This window comes from Curtobacterium poinsettiae (assembly GCF_025677645.1).
Taxonomy (GTDB): Bacteria; Actinomycetota; Actinomycetes; order Actinomycetales; family Microbacteriaceae; genus Curtobacterium; species Curtobacterium poinsettiae_A.
The window spans coordinates 851529-870436 of record NZ_CP106879.1; the positions used below are offsets into that span (position 1 = coordinate 851529).

The 18908-nt window shown below is 71.8% G+C and carries 19 protein-coding genes; 11 read left to right on the forward strand and 8 right to left on the reverse strand.

Annotated features, from left to right (window positions below):
- Nucleotides 1-3: 3 nt before the first annotated feature.
- Both rlmC and OE229_RS18055 read left to right on the forward strand, forming a co-directional pair.
- Nucleotides 4-1155 carry a 23S rRNA (uracil(747)-C(5))-methyltransferase RlmC gene (rlmC, locus tag OE229_RS04230; RefSeq protein ID WP_262139891.1) on the forward strand — a complete coding sequence of 384 codons (1152 nt, stop codon included), beginning with the start codon at nt 4-6 and terminating at the stop codon, nt 1153-1155.
- Nucleotides 1156-1458: 303 nt separating this feature from the next.
- Entirely contained in the window at nt 1459-2157 is a 699-nt protein-coding gene (locus OE229_RS18055) for a LysM peptidoglycan-binding domain-containing protein (protein WP_182066577.1), read from the forward strand.
- 69 nt (nt 2158-2226) lie between these two features.
- Here OE229_RS18055 and OE229_RS04245 read toward each other — a convergent pair whose 3' ends face one another.
- A complete protein-coding gene (locus tag OE229_RS04245) occupies nt 2227-3270 on the reverse strand; it encodes an LCP family protein (RefSeq protein WP_262139892.1) in 1044 nt (347 codons plus the stop codon).
- A gap of 75 nt (nt 3271-3345) precedes the next feature.
- Nucleotides 3346-3753: a MarR family winged helix-turn-helix transcriptional regulator gene (locus OE229_RS04250; RefSeq protein ID WP_182066575.1), complete on the reverse strand. Its 408-nt coding sequence runs from the start codon at nt 3751-3753 to the stop codon at nt 3346-3348.
- 77 nt (nt 3754-3830) lie between these two features.
- Here OE229_RS04250 and OE229_RS04255 point away from each other — a divergent pair, with 77 nt between their 5' ends.
- The 4 genes from OE229_RS04255 (at nt 3831) to OE229_RS04270 (ending at nt 9078) form a co-directional block, all read left to right on the forward strand.
- Entirely contained in the window at nt 3831-5945 is a 2115-nt protein-coding gene (locus tag OE229_RS04255; RefSeq protein WP_182066574.1) for an MMPL family transporter, read from the forward strand.
- Between the two features lie 12 nt (nt 5946-5957).
- Nucleotides 5958-6608, forward strand: a complete 651-nt coding sequence (locus OE229_RS04260; RefSeq protein WP_182066573.1) for a GntR family transcriptional regulator — start codon at nt 5958-5960, stop codon at nt 6606-6608.
- A gap of 146 nt (nt 6609-6754) precedes the next feature.
- Entirely contained in the window at nt 6755-8257 is a 1503-nt protein-coding gene (locus OE229_RS04265) for an LCP family protein (protein ID WP_262139893.1), read from the forward strand.
- Nucleotides 8258-8295: 38 nt separating this feature from the next.
- Complete coding sequence (locus tag OE229_RS04270; RefSeq protein ID WP_262139894.1) at nt 8296-9078, forward strand: endonuclease/exonuclease/phosphatase family protein; 783 nt, start codon at nt 8296-8298, stop codon at nt 9076-9078.
- A gap of 32 nt (nt 9079-9110) precedes the next feature.
- On the opposite strand, the gene OE229_RS04275 is transcribed toward OE229_RS04270, so the two are convergent.
- The gene (locus OE229_RS04275; protein ID WP_262139895.1) at nt 9111-9857 is read right to left on the reverse strand and encodes a hypothetical protein; all 747 of its coding nucleotides are present in this window, start codon (nt 9855-9857) and stop codon (nt 9111-9113) included.
- Between the two features lie 198 nt (nt 9858-10055).
- On the opposite strand from OE229_RS04275, the gene OE229_RS04280 reads away from it, so the two are divergent.
- The gene (locus OE229_RS04280; protein WP_182066569.1) at nt 10056-10982 is read left to right on the forward strand and encodes an SDR family oxidoreductase; all 927 of its coding nucleotides are present in this window, start codon (nt 10056-10058) and stop codon (nt 10980-10982) included.
- A 130-nt stretch (nt 10983-11112) separates the two neighbouring features.
- Here OE229_RS04280 and OE229_RS04285 read toward each other — a convergent pair whose 3' ends face one another.
- Nucleotides 11113-11430: a hypothetical protein gene (locus OE229_RS04285; protein ID WP_182066568.1), complete on the reverse strand. Its 318-nt coding sequence runs from the start codon at nt 11428-11430 to the stop codon at nt 11113-11115.
- 169 nt (nt 11431-11599) lie between these two features.
- Here OE229_RS04285 and OE229_RS04290 point away from each other — a divergent pair, with 169 nt between their 5' ends.
- Both OE229_RS04290 and OE229_RS04295 read left to right on the forward strand, forming a co-directional pair.
- Nucleotides 11600-12283: a TetR/AcrR family transcriptional regulator gene (locus OE229_RS04290; RefSeq protein ID WP_027467173.1), complete on the forward strand. Its 684-nt coding sequence runs from the start codon at nt 11600-11602 to the stop codon at nt 12281-12283.
- A gap of 91 nt (nt 12284-12374) precedes the next feature.
- A complete protein-coding gene (locus tag OE229_RS04295; protein WP_027467172.1) occupies nt 12375-12569 on the forward strand; it encodes a DUF2795 domain-containing protein in 195 nt (64 codons plus the stop codon).
- Between the two features lie 94 nt (nt 12570-12663).
- Here the strand turns inward: OE229_RS04295 and OE229_RS04300 are convergent, their stop codons facing one another.
- From OE229_RS04300 to OE229_RS04310, 3 genes are all read right to left on the reverse strand, one after another.
- On the reverse strand, nt 12664-14181 hold the full coding sequence (locus OE229_RS04300; RefSeq protein WP_262139897.1) for a threonine/serine exporter family protein: 1518 nt from the start codon (nt 14179-14181) through the stop codon (nt 12664-12666).
- A 57-nt stretch (nt 14182-14238) separates the two neighbouring features.
- Nucleotides 14239-14493, reverse strand: coding sequence for a hypothetical protein (locus OE229_RS04305; RefSeq protein ID WP_262139898.1), 255 nt, complete (start codon nt 14491-14493; stop codon nt 14239-14241).
- Nucleotides 14494-14589: 96 nt separating this feature from the next.
- Nucleotides 14590-15030 (reverse strand): OsmC family peroxiredoxin, encoded by a 441-nt coding sequence (locus tag OE229_RS04310; RefSeq protein ID WP_182066564.1) that lies wholly within the window; start codon nt 15028-15030, stop codon nt 14590-14592.
- A 137-nt stretch (nt 15031-15167) separates the two neighbouring features.
- Between OE229_RS04310 and OE229_RS04315 the strand changes: the two genes are divergently transcribed.
- Nucleotides 15168-15767, forward strand: a complete 600-nt coding sequence (locus tag OE229_RS04315; protein ID WP_262139899.1) for a DUF805 domain-containing protein — start codon at nt 15168-15170, stop codon at nt 15765-15767.
- 21 nt (nt 15768-15788) lie between these two features.
- The gene (locus tag OE229_RS04320) at nt 15789-16832 is read left to right on the forward strand and encodes an NAD(P)-dependent alcohol dehydrogenase (RefSeq protein ID WP_262139900.1); all 1044 of its coding nucleotides are present in this window, start codon (nt 15789-15791) and stop codon (nt 16830-16832) included.
- Between the two features lie 130 nt (nt 16833-16962).
- Here OE229_RS04320 and OE229_RS04325 read toward each other — a convergent pair whose 3' ends face one another.
- Nucleotides 16963-18843: a gamma-glutamyltransferase family protein gene (locus OE229_RS04325; RefSeq protein WP_410007325.1), complete on the reverse strand. Its 1881-nt coding sequence runs from the start codon at nt 18841-18843 to the stop codon at nt 16963-16965.
- Nucleotides 18844-18908: the final 65 nt, after the last annotated feature.

Sequence of the window (18908 nt, forward strand, 5' to 3'; positions counted from 1 at the left end):
GCCATGCAGTGCGACTACTTCGACCGCGGGGTGTGCCGGTCCTGCACGCTCATGGGCCAGCCCTACGCCGACCAGGTCCTCGACAAGGAACTCCGCACGCGCGAACTCCTGCACGCCGCGGTCGAGGCCGCCGGGGGCCCTGGAGCGGTCTCCTGGTCGCCCGCGATCACGAGCCCGGAGTCGGGGTACCGGAACAAGGCGAAGATGGTCGTGGGCGGGTCCGTCCAGCACCCCACCGTCGGCATCCTCGACCACCGGCAGCGCGGGGTGGACCTCCGGCACTGCGGCATCTGCACGCCCGGCATCCGGCACGCGTTGCCCGTGCTGGCCGAGTTCGTCTCGACCGCCGGGCTGATCCCGTACGACGTCGCCGCGCGCCGGGGCGAGCTCAAGTACGTCCTGGTCACCGAGTCGCCCGACGGCGAGCTGATGATCCGGTTCGTGCTGCGTTCCGAGGGGCAGCTCCCGCGGCTCCGCCAGCACCTCGACGCCCTGCGTGCCGCACTGCCGAACGCGGTCGTGGTGACCGTCAACCTGCTGCCCGAGCACAAGGCCGTCACCGAAGGTGACCGCGAGGTCGTGCTGACCGAGCAGGAGACCCTGCCGATGCGGCTCGGCGGGATCACGATGCACCTGCGGCCGCAGAGCTTCTTCCAGACGAACACCGGCGTCGCGACCGAGCTGTACGCGCAGGCCTCGGCGTGGATCGACGAGCTCGACCCGGCATCGATGTGGGACCTGTACTGCGGCGTCGGCGGGTTCGCACTCCACGCTGCCCGTCCCGGCCGCGTGGTGACCGGCATCGAGACGAGCGCCGAGGCGATCCGTTCCGCGAAGCAGTCCGCTCGTGAGGCCGGCCTCGAAGGCCTCCGGTTCGCCGCAGACGACGCGACCGAGCACGCCGTCCGCGCCCGTCCGGACGCGGTGCCCGAGCTCGTCGTCGTGAACCCTCCGCGTCGCGGCATCGGAGAGCGCTTGTCGACCTGGCTCGAGGAGTCGGACGTCCAGCATGTCGTCTACTCGAGCTGCAACCCGGTGACCCTGGCGAAGGACCTCGCGCGCATGCCGTCGTTCCGACTGCGTCGCGCCCGGGTGCTCGACATGTTCCCGCAGACCGGCCATCTCGAGGCCGTGACCCTGTTGTCGCGGACGTGATCCGGGCCTCCCGGTCGTCATTGCCAGGGAATTGCCAAGGACACGTACCCGGGTACGGCTCGATCACCATGGCCATGGGGATCGAGCCGTTCAGGTTCCGGGGAGGGGTACATAGCATGCACGGGTAGAACCGTTTGTCTCGGTTTGATAACGGTCAAGAGTTTCCTATGGTTGCCGACCGAGGTGCCGCCGGCCCGATGACCACTGCCCCCGGTGGCGCACCCCCACAACTGACCGCGATCGGTCGGGGTGGGCAGTGGATCCCGCAGCAGATGCGGCTCGTGACCCCGGTGGAGCAATCACATGAAGAAGCTTTCCCGTACCCGCACCATCGTCGGCGGCCTGGCGTTCGCCGGCATCGCCGCGACCGGTGTCGGCCTCGCGGCAACCCCCGCGAACGCAGCGTCCGGTTCGACCTGGGACGCCCTCGCGCAGTGCGAGTCCGGCGGCAACTGGGCCATCAACACCGGCAACGGCTACTACGGCGGCCTGCAGTTCAACCTCGGTACCTGGCAGGCGAACGGTGGCGCGGGCAACCCCGCCGCCGCCAGCCGCGAGGCCCAGATCGCCGTCGCCGAGCGTGTCCTCGCCTCGCAGGGTTGGGGCGCATGGCCCGCCTGCTCGGCCCAGCTCGGGCTGAGCGGCACCAGCGGTGCAGCCCCCGCCGCGGCGGCTCCGGCCCCCGCACCGGCTCCGGCGCCCGCACAGCAGGCCGCCCCGCAGCCTGCTGCTCCGGCGCCCGCCGAGCAGGCCGCCCCGCAGCCGGCCGCGCCGAGCACGACCGAGTCGACGCCCGCCCCGGCAGCGACGACGCCGAGCAAGCCGGCCCCGGTGAAGACGAGCGGCAAGACGTACACGATCGCCTCGGGTGACACGCTCGACACGATCTCGACGAAGCTCGGGATCGAGGGTGGCTGGAAGCAGCTCTGGGCCGCGAACACGTCGACCATCGACGACGCGAACCTGATCTACGCCGGCCAGGAGCTCCAGCTCCCCGCCTGATCTCTCCGCAGACCGAACACGACGACGCCCCACGACCCCGAGTCGTGGGGCGTCGTCGTGCGTGCCGGGCTACTGCGGGTCGTCGGCGAGCCAGCCGGCGACGTCGTCGGACCGGAGCGCCTGGGACAGGGACCCGACCGCGAGCTCGTTCAGCGTCACGACCGACTGCCCGTCCGGTGACGTCCCGGAGCCCGCCGTCGGTACCGTGAAGGTCACGAGGTCATCGGCCCGGACCGTGCGGAGCGACCACCCGAGTTCGGCCATCCGAGTGAACGTGAACCCGGCGTCGACCGACAGGTGTGCGCTCGTCGCAGCGACGAAGTCCTGGATGCGCCCGGGGTTGGTGACGGTGCCGCGGGACAGCAGTCCGTCCACGACGCCGCGCATGAACGCCTGCTGGTTGCGGACCCGGGTGTGGTCGGCGTCGGCGAAGGCGTGGCGCTCCCGCACGAAGGCGAGTGCCTCGGCGCCGTCGAGCCGGTTCGTCCCCGCCACGAAGTCGTGGTGGGTGGTCGAGAAGGCCTGCGGGGACGTCACGGTCACGCCGCCGAGGGCATCGGTCATGTCCTCGAACCCGGTGAAGTCGATCTCGGCGACGTGGTCGACCCGGACGTCCAGGAGATGCTCGACGGTCTGCACCGTGAGGGGTACCCCGCCCCAGGCGTACGCGGCGTTCATCTTGGCGCGCCCGTGCCCGGGGACCTCGACCCAGGAGTCCCGCATGATCGACATCAGGTAGACGTGCTGACGATCGGCGGGCACGTGCGCCAGCATCAGGGTGTCCGAACGCCCGCCCGCCGCCGCGGGTCCACCGTCGGGGTTGCCCTGCGCCCGGGAGTCGGAACCGATGAGCAGGACGTTCTCGCCCGCCGTCGGCGTCGGCCGGGTACCGCTCGGGAACGGGTTGCTGATGGTCTCGCGTCCGGCGTCGAAGCTCCGAGCGAGACCGCCGACGAACGCACTCGCGACGACGGCGACGACCAGGGCGACGCCGACGAGCGAGCCGAGCGTCGCGATCAGCGCGACCAGGAACGGCCGCCGTCGCCGTCTGCTGCCGGCGGCGGCGTGCTGAGCGTGTGCAACGGCCGCGCGGGCGGCTCGGCGTTCGGACATTCGGGGCTCCTGTGGTCAGGTCGGCACGAACCGACCACGGGATACTACCGCATGTGGTATTTCAACGACAGTGTTTCAATCAGTCGCTGGCTTGGCGAGTAGCTCACCCAGCGCCGACCGGAGTGCGGGGTCCTCCGGCAGGACCTCGCGCTCGATGTGCCGCGCGGTCTCCCAGGCGGACCGGCCGGCGGCCGTCACGCTCACGATGCGGCGCCGACGATCGGCGGGGTGCGGAGCGCGCTCGACCAGGCCGTCCCGCTCCATCCGCTCGAGCGTGCGGGACATCGTCTGCGGCTGGACCCGGGCCGTGCGGGCGATGGTGTCGGCGCCGGTCGGACCGGTCCGGATCAGGATGTCGATCGCGACGACCGCGGCGTGCGAGAGCCCGATGGCGCGGAGGCGTTCGTCCCAGTCCCGCTCGACGGACCGTGCAGCCGCGGACAGCAGGCGCCCGAGGGGCCACTGCTCGCTCGTGTCCTGCATGCCGTGATTCTATGGTCGCCGAGCGCCCTCGACGGTCAAGTAGTCAGCATGCTGACGATCGGTGTACGCTCACCGACGTGTCCCGCTCCCTCCGCATCGTCCTCCCCGCGCTCGTCATCGTGGTCTGGCTCGGCATCGCCTCGGTCGGCGGTCCCTTCTTCGGCAAGATCTCCGAGGTCTCCACCAACGACCAGACCTCGTTCCTGCCCGCATCGGCCGACGCCACGAAGGTGCAGGAACGGTCCTCCGAGTTCCGCGACGAGTCGGGGGCGCCCGCGATCATCGTCCTCGAGCGCGACGGCGGCCTGACGTCGACCGACCTCGCCGACGCGAAGGCACTCGCCACGACGCTGTCCGACCGGGCCGACGTCGAGGCCGTCAGCCCGGTGATCCCGAGCGAGGACGGCGACGCGGTCGAGATCGTCGCCACGCTCACACAGGACGCCGAGACCGGGGACGCGGTCGAGGCCATCCGGTCAGACGTCGACGATGCGCTGCCGTCCGGTGTGAGCGGCCACGTCACCGGCCCGGCCGGGTTCACCGCGGACCTGACCGAGGCCTTCGCCGGCATCGACGGGCTGCTGCTCGGGGTGGCGCTCGCCGCGGTGTTCGTGATCCTGATCATCGTCTACCGATCACCCCTGCTGCCCGTCCTCGTGCTCGGTACCGCCACGTTCGCCCTGTGCGCCTCGATCCTCGTGGTCTGGTGGCTCGCCGAGGCCGACATCGTGACGGTCAACGGGCAGGTGCAGGGCATCCTGTCGATCCTGGTGATCGGTGCGGCGACGGACTACGCGCTCCTGTACACCTCGCGCTTCCGGGAGGCCCTGCGCGACCACCGCACGGGTTGGGACGCGACGAAGGCCGCCCTGCGGGGGAGCCTCGAGCCGATCCTGGCCTCGGGCGGCACGGTGATCGTCGGGGTCCTCTGCCTGCTGCTCTCCGACCTCAACTCGAACAAGGCGCTCGGCCCCGTCGCGGCCATCGGCATCGCCTTCAGCCTGCTCGCCGCCCTGACGCTCCTGCCCGCGCTGCTGCTCGCGTTCCGCCGCGCGGCGTTCTGGCCGCTGCGTCCCGCGTTCGGCAGCGCCCACCCCGAGCTCACCGGTCCGGACGCCCGTGGCATCTGGGCGCGCGTCGGCCGGCTCGTCGCCCGGCGGTCGCGAGTGGTGTGGATCGTCTGCACGGTCGGCCTGCTCGCGATGGGTGCCGGCCTGTTCGGACTCAAGGCGGACGGGGTGCCGCAGAGTGACCTCATCATCGGATCGTCGCAGGCGCGTGACGGGCAGGACGTGCTGGCCGACCACTTCCCGGGCGGCTCCGGCAGCCCCGCGCAGGTCATCGGCGCGGAGCGCGACCTCGACCAGCTCGTCGACGCGATCACCGCGGTGGACGGGGTCGACGGTGTCGTCGCCGCGGCGAAGGACAGCCCCGCCGGGACCGTCCCGGTGACCGGGGACGCCGCCGGCAGCAGCACGCCGACCGTCTCCCGCGGTGACGTCCTGCTCGAGGCGACCCTGTCCGACGCCGCCGACTCGGACGCCGCCGAGCAGACCGTCCGCGACCTCCGCACCGCCGTCGAACGGGTCGACCCGGGAGCGATCGTCGGTGGCGTCACCGCGACGGCGGTCGACACGAACGACACCGGCATCCGTGACCGCACGTTGATCATCCCCGTGGTGCTCGTGGTCATCCTGCTGATCCTGATGCTCCTGCTCCGCAGCATCGTCGCGCCGCTCGTCCTGATCGGCAGCGTGATCGTGTCCTTCGCGGCGGCCCTCGGTGTCGGAGCGCTCGTCTTCGACCACGTGTTCGACTTCCCGGGCGCGGACCCGAGCGTGCCGCTGTACTCGTTCGTGTTCCTGGTGGCACTCGGCGTCGACTACAACATCTTCCTCATGACACGAGTGCGCGAGGAAGCGCTGCGACACGGCCCACGCGAGGGTGTCCTGCGCGGACTCGGCGTGACCGGCGGGGTGATCACGTCGGCGGGCGTCGTGCTCGCCGCCACGTTCGCCGCCCTCGGCGTCATACCGATCCTGTTCCTCGTGCAGATCGCGTTCGTCGTCGCGTTCGGCGTCCTGCTCGACACGATCGTGGTCCGCTCGCTGCTCGTGCCGGCGCTGGCCTACGACCTCGGGCACCGCGCCTGGTGGCCGTCGCGCCTCTCGCGGACGAACCCTGACATGTGACACGCTGGGTCCATGCCAGTTCCCTCGACGCAGCCCGCTGCCGAGCGCAAGCTCCTCCGTGACACGGTGCAGGACAAGATCCGCGACGCCATCATGGACGGCACGCTCGAGCCCGGGGAACGGCTCAACGACGACGACCTGATCGCCTGGCTCGGGGTGTCCCGCACCCCGATCCGCGAAGCCCTCGCCGAACTCGCCCGGGCCGGGCTGATCGAGATGGCACCGAACCGCTACACCCGCGTCGCGGCGCCGACGAAGGGGGAACTCCTCGACGCGTACCGCACCCTCGGCGTGATCTACGGCGGCGTCGTGCGGCTCGCGGTGCCCCGGTTCACGGACGCCCAGCGCAGGAAGATCGTGAAGATGCTCGACGACGTGCACGCGCGGGTGAGCGCCGACGAGCAGGACCAGGTCGCGCGCGACGGAGCCGGCATCTACTCGATGTGGGCCGACGCGTGCGGCAACCCGTCGCTCGTGCAGCTCTGCAACTCGACGACCGACGGGCTCTCGTTCAAGCTCCGGGTGCCGGAGCTCGCCGAGCTCGTGCCGGCCGACGTGATCCTGCCCGAGCTCACGAAGCTCAAGGACGCCGTCGTCGCGAAGGACCCCATCGCTGCCGAACTCGCCATGGAGGCGATCCACCTGCTCCCGTCGCGCGACTAGCGTCACGAGCGCGACGGGGTGACGGACAGGAGGCCCGTGGCGGCGCCGCCGACACCGTTCCGTGATCCAGGTGGTGACGGCCACTCCGGGGCGACCTTCCAGGCGCATCCCATGTCCGTTCCCCGCGCGGCGGTTATGGTTTCCCGGTGAGCAACGAACCCGAGCAGACGACCGAGCCCGCACACCGCGGTGCCGCGACGCCGCGCCACGGGCGCCAGAAGCGACGCGCAGGCGTCGTGTTCCCGGCGGTCGCGGGGGTGCTCACCATGGCCCTCCTGCTGAGCGGTGGGTACGCGGCATTCGCCTACAACCGCCTCCAGAGCGGGGTCACGCGCATCGACGCGATCGCCGGCACGAAGAACGCGAAGGACGACGTCGACGGCAAGGCGCAGAACATCCTGCTCGTCGGCGACGACCACCGCCCGGACAACGCGACGCCGGAACAGCTCGCCGAACTCAGCACCGAAGAGGACGGCGGTGCCACGAACACCGACACGATGATCGTGCTGCACATCAACGCCGACGGCAGCCAGGCGACGATGATCTCGTTCCCCCGCGACTCGTACGTCGACATCCCGGACGTCGGCAAGGGCAAGCTCAACAGCGCCTTCTACTACGGCACCCTCAACGGCGGCGGAGACACCGGCGGTGCGAAGATGCTCATCAAGACCATCGAGAACCTGAGCGGTCTGCAGATCGACCACTACGTGCGCGTCTCGCTGCTCGGCTTCTACCAGGTGGTCAAGGAACTCGGGCCGGTGCAGGTCTGTCTGAAGCAGGCCACCAACGACCCGTACTCGGGCGTCAACCTGCCCGCGGGCAAGTCCTCGCTCAACGCCAAGGAGGCGCTGTCCTTCGTCCGACAGCGTCACGGCCTGCCGAACGGTGACCTCGACCGCAACGTGCGGCAGCAGTACTTCCTGTCGCAGGAAGCCCGGAAGGTCCTGTCGGCGGGGACGCTGCTCAACCCGGTGAAGATGAACAACATCCTCGGCGCCATCGGCGACTCGATCCAGACCGACACCGACCTGGTGTCCCTGGCCTCGCAGATGCGCAACCTGCGGCCGGGCAACATCCAGTCCGCCACGATCCCGACGCTGGGCACGCCGACCATCTACGTGAACGGCTCCGCCCTGTCGATCGTCGAGGTCGACACCGTCGGCCTGCCCGCCTTCGTGCAGGGCCTGGTCGGCGAGCCCGAGGCGTACACGAAGGCCGGCCGCGCGCAGCCGGCGAACACCTCGGTCACCGTGCTGAACGGCAGCGGGGTCGAGGGTGCCGCGACGGCTGCGGGCCAGGTCCTGACCGCCCGGGGGTTCCAGGTCGCCCCGGCCGGCTCCTCCGAGACGACCAAGACGACCCAGGTGCAGTACCCCGCCGGCCAGGAATCGCAGGCGAAGGCCATCGCCTCCGCGGTGCCCGGCGCCGTCGCCGTCCGCACCAACGCGGTCACCGGTGTCACGCTCGTGCTCGGGACCGACGGCAAGACCGCGAAGCCGATCGCGACCGAGCCGAGTGCCGGAGCATCGACGCCGTCGACCGGCGGTTCGAGCACCGGCTCGAAGCCGACGAAGCAGCCCGCGAAGGAGCCGACGCCCAAGTCGACCGACGTGCACAACTACGGGAACGACAGCACCTGCATCTACTGATGGGAACCCGCCGGGCAACCGGTCGGTAGGTTCACGGTGTGACCAGCGCCGCACGCCCGATCGTCCTGATGACCTACAACATCAAGAACCCGGACCCCGCGCACGACTGGCCGGCCCGCCTGCCGGTCGTGCTCGACCTGATCCGCCGACACGACCCCGACCTGCTGTGCGTGCAGGAGGCCTTCGCGCACCAGATGGACGACCTGAGTGTCGGCCTGCCGGACCACGCCGACGTCGGGCAGGGGCGCGAGGGCGGTGACGCCGGCGAGCACGCGGCCGTCTTCTACCGCCGCGACCGGTTCCGCCCGTCCGACGAGGGGTCGTTCTGGCTGTCGGACACCCCGGACGAGCCCGTCTCGAACACGTGGGGCAGCCTGTACCCGCGGATCGCGAACCACGCCCGGTTCCTCGACGCCGAGGGGCCCGCGTTCACCCTGCTCACCACGCACCTGGACCACGAGCCCGGTCCGCACGGCGACGAGGTCCGCGGCCGGAGTGCCGCGCTCATCGCCGAACGGCTGGCGGGCGCCACCGGCCCGGTCGTGTTCGCGGGGGACTGCAACGAACCCGCGGGCAGTGGGACGGCCTCGCGGGTGTTCGCCGAGGCCGGGTTCGCCGACGCCTGGCTCGCCGCGGGGGACCCCGCCGACCGCACTGCCACGTACAACGACTGGCAGCCACCCGTCGACTCGGGCGAGCGGATCGACTGGGTGCTCACCCGCGACGTCAGCGCCGTGGACCGCGTCGTCATCGACCACGACGGCCCCGAGACCTGGTTCGCCAGCGACCACTTCCCGGTGATCGCGACCCTGCGGGTCTGAGACACCTCAGCAGCTGCGCGCTCTGCTTGCTGTCAGCAGCTGCGCTGCGCGTGGACCGGCATCGGTGAACCGAGCACCGTGACCGTCGTCTCGTCCGTCAGGGCGGAGACGCCGTTGGTACCGGCGTCGTCGGAGTGCTTGCTCGACTCGTCGTCGTCGTCCTCGTCGTGCCGGTCCGCCCACCCCTCGCGGAGCAGGAGCTGCCAGGCGCGCGAGTCGTCCGAGCCGTAGGACACCCGCTCCGAGCGGGGGGCATCGGCGATCTCGTCCGCGATGTCGTCGCCCACCCGGACACCGCCCGGGCCGGTCAGCTCGATCTGTCGGCCGAGCACGCTGCGGACCGAGTCGCGCAGCACCCGGATCTCGACGGCGTTGCCGGCCGCCGCGTCGGTCGTCAGGGCTGCGACGCGGATGGCACCGCCCCAGGTGTAGGTGGTGCCCGCGGGGAAGCACGCCCCACCGTCGCCCTCGGCCGTCTGCGTGCGGGACGGTGTGCCGAGCAGACGGTTCAGGACGCTCACGGTCAGACCGGAATCGCGCATCGAGGACTCCACCACGGTGTCGTCGTCGTCCCGGAGCACGAGTGCCTCGGCGTCGAGCTCGATCGAGTCCACCCGTCGGAGTTCCGCCTTCGTCACGTGCACCGGAGCGGCGTCGTGCGAGGTCTCGGCGGCAACAGCCACGTCCGCCCCGAGCCCGGCGGTGCCGTCGAACGCGAGCGCACCGGCCGAGAAGGCCAGCACGGCGGCGCCGAGCGCCAGCAGGGTCCGAGGAGTCACCGTTCGACGGTAGGGCCTCGACCGGGACAGAACGACAGGTGTTACCGAATCGGAGCCTGCCCGTCACCGGACCGTGACAAACGAGGATCACGCACCTGCGGCCCTGGAGCGGCGCGGTCGACGGGCGCAGGCCGCTCCGCGCAACGGGGGACAGCCTCCTGGACGGCCCGCAGCGACCCCCTGCGTACCGTCGGCGGCATGACGGACCAGCAGAACGACCAGACCGGGCCTGACCAGTACGTGATGCAGGACCCCACGAAGATGTACGCCGACAAGAAGCCCGACGAGCAGTACCTCGAGGGTGCCGGCACCGACGCGGAGATGGCGCAGAACGTCCCCGCCGACCACGGTGAGGACACCTACCGCGGCTCGGGTCGTCTGACCGGCCGCAAGGCGCTCGTCACCGGTGGCGACTCCGGCATCGGTGCCGCCGTGGCCATCGCCTACGCCCGCGAGGGAGCGGACGTCGCGATCTCGTACCTGCCCGAGGAGCAGGAGGACGCCGACCGCATCGTCGGGCTCATCGAGGCAGCCGGACGCAAGGCCGTCGCGCTGCCGGGCGACATCACCTCGCTCGAGGTCTGCGAGCAGCTCGTGGCCGACGCGGTCGACCAGCTCGGGGGCCTCGACATCCTGGTGAACAACGCCGGCAAGCAGCAGAACGTCGACGACATCACCAAGATCTCCGACGAGGAGTTCGACGAGACCTTCAAGACGAACGCCTACGCGACGTTCCGGATCACGAAGGCCGCCGTGCCGCACCTGCAGCCCGGCTCCACCATCATCAACACGACGTCGATCCAGGCGTACGCCCCGTCGCCGCACCTGGTGCACTACGCGGCCACGAAGGCGACCGTGAACAACCTGGCGAAGGGCCTGGCGGCGCAGCTCGCGCCGAAGGGGATCCGCGTCAACGCGGTCGCACCCGGTCCGATCTGGACGCCGCTGCAGCCGGCCGGCGGCCAGCCGCCGGAGGCGCTGCCGAGCGCGGGCGAGCAGACCTACCTGGGCCGCTGGGGGCAGCCGGCCGAGCTCGCGCCGGCCTACGTGTTCCTGGCGAGCGGTGAGTCGTCGTACGTCGTGGGTGAGACGCTGCACGTCGACGGCGGGATGCCGACGCCGTAGGGCGCCTGTTCCCGACGGGGCTCTGACGGGAGGCGCGGTGCCGGTGGGTACCGCGCCTCCCGTCGTCCGTGCGGTCGGGTCGACGGCGCCTGGTCGCGTCGGCGGGTCCGCTTGCGGATCCGTCGTGGCGTCAGCAGCTGACCGAGCGCGCCATCCGCTCGAGGAGCTCGCGCGCCGACAGCGCAGCGGCCAGCTCGACCTCGACGGGGTTGATGCCGATCGCCCGCTCGAACGCACGACGGCGGGCCTGGTCGGCGATCGGCACCTCGGGCCGTTGGGGCAGCACGGCGATGGCCCGAGCCGCCGCCTCGAACGCACCGGTGGGGCGTCCGAGCTGCTCCCACATGGCCCGGACGTCGTGCGCCACCTGGTCGGGGTCGCCGCCGAACTCGAAGCCGGTCGAGGCCATGGTCGCGAGTCCCTGGGCAGTGGGGTCGTTCGGGGTCATGGCGGCATGGTCGCACGGGCGGCCGCGAACCGGCTCGACGTCGTGCTCTGTCCCCCCTTGTGCCGACACCCGTACCGGGGATTCTGGTGTCCCCCGTTCTGCGTTTGGATGGAGGTGCCCCGGACCCGGGGTGACACGGACAGGACGTCCGGGGACGACGGAGGGCACGATGCTCGAACACACCAGCGCCGACACGCAGGCCGCTGCGGCCGCGGCGGCCACGCTGCACCTGCGGATCACGATCGTGGGTGCCACCGTCGACCTGCTCCGGGACGTCCCCTTCCACGAGGCCCGGCCCGTGCAGGTCGCCGAGCGGATGGGCATCAGTGTCGCTGAGCTGGAGCAGCACTTCCCGTCGTGGGACGGCCTGGTCCTCGCCGCACTCGACCGCTGGAACGGTGCCCGGATGGACGAGGTCACGCACGAGGTCGGTGACGGCTCCACCGTGGACCTGCTCCGCGCCATCGTCGCCTCGAACGCCGAGGACCCGGCCCTGATGCGCCTGCTCGTCGCCCTGCTGTCGGTCGCGGGCAACCCGGCGCACCCGATGGCGACCTACCTGCGGTCGCGGTACCAGCTCTTCTTCGCGCAGATCAAGCGCGGCCTGGAGCACGACGTCGCGATCGGCCGTGCCCCGCACACGATGGACCCCCGCCGCGGCGCCGAGCAGCTCATCGCCCTGTACGAGGGACTGCAACTGCAGGCCCTGCTGCGCGCGGAGCTCGACCTCGTGGCGGCGTTCGACCGCGCGGTCGCCCGGCTCGAGCGCGGCTGGATGGAGCGGTACGAGCCGCAGGCCGCCCGCCGCCTGGCGATGTGGGACGACGACGACTCGGGCAGCTGGGAGATCTGACCGGCGGTTCGTCCGCGGAGCGCGTTCCCCGCGCCGTCGTGCAGCGCCCCGCGGGTACATCGGGAGTCGCAACCCGACGGAAGGAACCGACATGGCAGCACCGAACCCCATCCAGGTCCAGAAGTACCTGAGCGGCATCGACTACCCGGCGTCCAAGGACGACGTGGTCTCGACGGCCGAGCAGGAGGGCGCCCCGGACGACGTCCTCGAGGCGCTCCGCGCGATCCCGGACGGCGAGTACGACGCCCCGACCGCGGTGTCGAGCGCGGTGTCCGACGCCGGCTGAGCGCGGCACCTCCACTCGGTGAGCAGAAGAGGTCGCGTGCGTAAGTCGCACCCGACCTCTTCTGCTCACGGAGCGCGGCCCGGACCGATGCCGCTCACGAAGCTCCGCTCGAGCGCGACCCGCGCGGCACCGACCCGTCGCCGGGGTCGTACCCGGTGTCACGGATGACCCGCAGCGCCGTGGTGTCGTTGTGGACCGAGTGCACGACGACCCGGCGCGTCCGGCGGAGCGCTCGACGGGCACCGGGCGTCGCGAAGAGCCCGCCGAGCACCAGGCCCGCGCCGATCCCGAGTGCCACGGACACCGCCGCCACGAAGTCGAGCGCGGCGCTCGACGACCCGGACATGAAGTTCAGCAGGGCGTTCGACACGGCGACACCGGGCAGCAGTGCCCCGCAGAACGCCGGCACCGCGATCGCCGCCACGGCCGTGCGCATCCGGACGGCCGCGTAGGTCGAGAGCACCCCGAGCAGCACCGCCGCCAGGAACGTCGCCCCGAGCAGTGGCAGCCCGGCCTGCCGCAGCGACCACAGCCCGGCACCGGCGGCGACGGAGAACACCACGGCGACGGGGATCACGCGGGCGCTGGCCTGCTGCACGAAGCAGTTCGCGCCGGCCGACACCACGGTCAGCGACAGCGACGCCCAGAGCGGCAGCGTCTGCGTCACGATGCCGGTCGGGTCGACCTCGATCCGCAGCCAGTGCGTGATCGCGATCCCGGCCGGCACCCCGACGACGATCGCCGCGATGACCAGCCCGATGTAGAACGCGCGGGCCACCGCCATCGCCCGGAACCCCGAGATGGCGTCCTGCGCCCAGGTCACCAGGGACGGGTGCGGCAGCAGCAGCACCACGAGCGCTGCGACCATCGTCGCGGCACCGTTCGCGGTGAGCACGCCGGCCCAGATGGCCAGCGTGCCGATCGCCGAGGCCACCGCGCCCTGCGCACCGGACACGAAGAACTGCGGGTACCCCCGGTCGGTGAGCCAGCGCCCGGAGACGATGATCCCGAGCATCAGCACGAACGCCCCGAGTCCGGCACGCCACCCGCCTCCGGCCTGCACGGCGATCGAGATGCCGAGGACGGACAGGCCGACGTCGGACAGCCACATCGGCCACCGCGGCGGGAGTCGCAGCACGGCGACCAGTGCGCTCACCGCCGAGGTCATGTCGCGGTCGTCGTGGATCAGGTCGTCGACGATCTGGTTCGCCCGCGCGAGCTTGTCGAGGTCGGAGCCGTCCGAGCGCACGGTCCGGACCTTGACGAGCGGCGGGACGTCGGCCGGGGCGTACTGGATCGTCACCGAGCTGCCGGAGAAGTCGAGGTCGAGCGGCGCGAGGTTCCACTTCGTCGAGACCGCGACGACGGCCGTCTCGACGCTGCGGGTGTCGGCGCCGGAGGCGAGCATGACCTCGGCCAGGTCGAGGCAGAAGTCGACGATCTGGGTCGCCGTGTACTGGTCGCGCCCCTTGGCGTCGGGCTCGACGTGCTCGTAGATCGTCCCGCGCAGGCGGGCCCGTGCGTCGCGCAGGTCGTGCTGCGCGAGACTGCGGCGGCGTGGCCGGGGTGGGCGGCCCGGCTTGTGCGGGCCCGGGGGGTGCTGCTCGGCCATCACGCCATGGTGCCAGTCGACGGCGGCCGAGTCCGGACGTCCGCTGGACGCTCCGGATCAGCCCCGGCGGCGCGTGCTCAGACGACCGATGGCGAAGGCCGCGACGACCGCGCCCACCAGCACGAGGACCGGTCCCGCCGTCGCTTGCCAGGGGTGGCTCCCCGCGACGAAGGCGTAGTCGGCCTCCGGCGCGAAGGCGGCGAAGCCGAATGTGAAGGTCGGCGCCGTCAGCACGAACACGATCCCGACGACGACGGCCAGCAGGCCGAGCCAGAGGGCGACGAGGGTCGGGGTGGCGAGGAATCGGGGCACGGCACGCAGCGTAGGTGGACGACGGACGGGAGGCCCGGTGCCAGCCGGCACCGGGCCTCCCGTCCGTCACGTGGTGACGACTCCTGCGGTCTGCGCTTACTGCTCGAAGGTCGCGTGCAGGGTGATCTCGACGCCGGTCAGCGCCTTGCTCACGGGGCAGGTCGCCTTGGCGTCCTCGGCGGCCTTGAGGAACGCGGCCTCGTCGATGCCGGAGACCTCGCCGCTGACGGTCAGGACGATGCCGGTGAGGCGGAAGCCGCCCGCCGGGTCCGGGCCGAGCGAGACGTCGGCCTTGACGTCGAGGGCCTCGACCGTGCCGCCGGCCTCGCCGAGGACGGCGGAGAACTGCATGGCGTAGCAGGCCGAGTGTGCGGCGGCGATGAGCTCCTCGGGGCTCGTGGTGCCCCCGGCGTCCTCGGCGGCGCGCTTCGGGAACGAGACGTCGTACGTGCCGACCTTCGAGCTCGAGAGTTCGACCTGGCCGGAACCGTCGTCGAGGCCGCCGTTCCAGGCGGTGCGTGCGGTGCGAGTGGGCATGCCCGCTCCTTTCGTGTGGGGGAGCGGCCCCGAACGGGACCACCGCTCCTGAGTCAATCGGAGAACGATCGTTCTCGCAACCCGCTCACGGCGAAGACGCAGGTCTGCCCTACGATCTGGCACATGGGGGACACGACGTGACAGGCTTCCGCGAGTCCGTGCTCGAGCAGGGCCCGGCCGACGTGACGAACCCGGTGGTCGCCTGGCTCCGGTTCTGGACCCAGGGATGGCGGTTCCACGGGCGGGCGAGTCGCTCGGAGTTCTGGTGGGTGATCGCGCTCGAGCTCGCGCTGGTCGGGGCTGCGCTCTTGATCGTCGGTGTGCACGGGACCGGTGGCCGGTGGGAGCTGTACGTCGACCCGTTCGGAGCCGTCCCGTCGCCGCGGGTCTCGTTCCACGTGCTCGACCGTGGTCAGGACGGGTGGTTCGGCTGGGGAGCCGGCGACCGGGAGGTCTGGCCGGACGCGTGGGACCTGGTGCTGCTCGTCCCGACGATCCTGACCACCGTGCCCCGGTGGTCGCTGCTCGTGCGGCGACTGCACGACCGGGACCACACCGGCCTGTGGATCCTGCTCCTCGTGTTCACGGGGCCGATCGGATGGGTCGTGGTGACGGTGATGGTGGCACGGTCGTCGCGTCCCGGTGGCGCTCGGTTCGACCGCGGGCCGTTCGCCGGGCGGCGTGGCCTCGAGGCGAATGGGCGACACATGTCGTCTTCGACGACAGGTGTAGCGTGAAGGGCGATCAAAGGAGAACCCATGCGCGCCGTCGTGTTCGAGCAGTACCAGACCTTCCCGTCCCTGACCGAGGTCCCGAAGCCCGCACCCGGGCCGGGTGAGGTCCTGCTCAAGGTCGCCGGGGCCGGTGCCTGCCACTCCGACGTCGCCGTGTACCGCGAGTTCCAGCAGGGGCAGCCGGGAGCCCAGGCCCCCGCGTTCGTGCTCGGCCACGAGAACTCCGGATGGGTCGAGGCCGTCGGTGACGGGGTCACGGGCTTCACCGAGGGCGACGCCTACCTGGTCTACGGGCCGGTCGGCTGCGGGCACTGCTCGTACTGCTCGAAGGGTCAGGACACCTACTGCGAGAACGCGGCGACGAACCCGTACATGGGGATCGGTCTCGGGCGCGACGGCGGCATGGCGGAGTACGTGAGCGTCCCGGCGCGGAACCTCGTGCCGCTCGGTGACGCCGACCCGATCGCCGCCGCACCGCTCAGCGACGCCGCGCTCACGCCGTACCACGCGATCAAGAACTCCCTGCCGAACCTGGCCGGTGGCGGTCGCTTCGCGCTCGTCGTCGGCCTGGGCGGCCTCGGGCAGATCGCGGTGCAGATCCTCACGGCGCTCACCGGCGCCACGGTCATCGCGACCGACATGAAGCAGGACGCGATGGACCGCGCCGCCGCCCGCGGCGCGATCACCGTCCCCGGCGGCCCGGACCAGGCCGAGCGCATCCGCGAGATCACCGGCGGACGCGGCGTGGACGCGGCCTTCGACTTCGTCGGTGCCACCCCCACGATCACGGTCGCGCAGGCCTCGATGGCGGTCGGCGGCCGGTTCACCGTCGTCGGGATCGCCGGCGGCACCACCGAGTGGAACTTCTTCGCGACGCCGTACGAGTCGACGATCACGAACACGTACTGGGGCACCATCGAGGACCTGCACGAGGTCGTCGCGATGTACCGCGCCGGTCAGATCGTGCCCGACGTCGAGCGGTACGCGCTGTCCGACGCACTCGAGGCCTACCGGAAGCTCGAGGCCGGGGAGCTCTCGGGCCGCGCGGTGGTCGTCCCGACGCTCTAGACGCGCTGAGTGCACCTGGTCGCTCCGGGCGTACCTGGTCGAATCGGGCGTACCTGGTCGGAAGTTCTGACCAGGTACGCCCGATTCCGCTTTCCAGCGCGGGTGTTCTGGGAAGGAACGAGCGCCGGGGTCAGCGTCCCGCGGCGTAGCCCTGCGCGCCGCGGGGGTTCGCGGCAGCGCCGAGGACACCGGTGTCCGGGTCGCGGGTGACGCACGACAGCCGGCCGAGGCTCCAGTCACCGCCGCGGGTCACGACGTGTCCGCGGGCCTCGAGTGCCGCGATGACCTCGTCGCCCAGGCGGTCCTCGACGACCAGGCCCGCGGGCTCCCACGTGCGCGGCCAGAACGACCCCGGGAACGACGTCGTGTGCAGCGCGGGTGCGTCGATGGCCTGCTGCGGGGAGTACCCGCCGACGATCCAGCGCAGCAGGAACAGCAGCTGCCACTGGTCCTGCTGGTCACCGCCGGGGGAACCGAGCGCAGCCACCGGGTGCCCGTCGCGGAGCACCAGGGTCGGGGTCAGCGTGGTGCGGGGGCGCTCGCCGGGCCGCAGGGTCGACGCGGTGTCCGGTTCGAGCCACGTCATCTGCAGGCGCGTGCCGAGGCAGAACCCGAGCTCCGGGATCGTCGGTGACGACTGCAGCCACCCACCGGACGGGGTCGCGCTGACGATGTTGCCCCAGCGGTCCACGACGTCGATGTGGCAGGTGTCACCGCGGGTCTCGCCGTCCGGGGTCACGAACGGCTCGCCGCGGTCCTCGGGCGGAGCCGCCGGCGGGACCTCGGTGTCGGCTTCGGCGTCGCGGGCGACCTGCACGGTGGGTTCACCCACCCCGACCGACCCGGCGGAGTCGTACGAGGTCCGGACGGGTGGCATCGCGTGTTCGACCCCGGCGACCGTGCCGGGTCGGAGCTCCGCCGAAGCGCGCTCGCCGATCAGCACACGGCGCTCGTCGGCGTAGGCGTCGGAGAGCAGGACGTCCATCGGGACCTCGCCGTCGCCGTAGAACGCCTCGCGGTCGGCGAGTGCGAGCTTCTGCGCCTCGACGATCGTGTGCGCGCCGAGCTCGTTCGACGGGTCGAGCAGGGCGTCGTCGAGCGGTTCGAGCAGCCGTAGCGTCTGGAGCAGCGCCGGACCCTGGCCCCACGGCCCGGTCTTGGCGATCGTGCAGCCGCGGAACTCGGCGGTCGTCGCGGGTTCGTACGACGCCCGGAACGCCGCCAGGTCCGATGACCGGATGACCCCGGCGTGGTCGGTGCCCGACGCGTGCCGGTGCGGTTCGCGGACGAAGCGGTCGATCGCGTCGGCGACGGACCCCTCCGCCCACTCGGACCGGGCCGCGTCGATGCGGCCGGTCCGGCTGCCGGCACCGGCACCGGCGTCGACCAGCCGGTCGAGCACTGCGGCGAGTGCTTCGTTGCGCACCAGGTCCCCGGGGACCGGCACCGTGCCTCCCGGCAGCCACTGCGCGGCGGAGGTGGGCCAGTGCTGCTCGAACAGCTCGCGCACTGCGGTGATCGTCCGGACCACCGCAGGTGCGACCGGGTGGCCGTCACGGGCGTACCCGATCGCGGGGGCGAGGACGTCGGCCAGCTCCCAGGTGCCGTGGTCGCGGAGCAGGAGCAGCCAGGCGTCGACCGCGCCGGGGACGGTCGCGGCCAGCGCGCCAGAGCCGGGGACCAGGTCGAGGCCCTCGGCGCGGTAGTGCTCCGGGGTCGCGCCCTCGGGGGCGGGGCCCTGCCCGACCAGTACCGTCGGCACGGGGTTCGTGGCCGTCGCGAACACGGCCGTCAGGTCACCCCCGGGGCCGTTCAGGTGGGGCTCCACGACCTGCAGGACGAAGGCGCCGGCGACGGCGGCGTCGAAGGCGTTGCCGCCGCGCTCGAGCACCGACTGGGCGGTCGCCGTCGCGATCCAGTGCGTCGAGGCAGCCATGCCGAACGTGCCCTGCAGGTCCGGGCGGGTGGTCTGTGCTGCGGGCGGGACGAAGGCGGGGTTGGGCGTCGACATGGTCCCATCCTGTCCCGCGGCGATCGCTGCCGCGCTGTACACCCCCAGTCCAAGGGGTTGTGCAC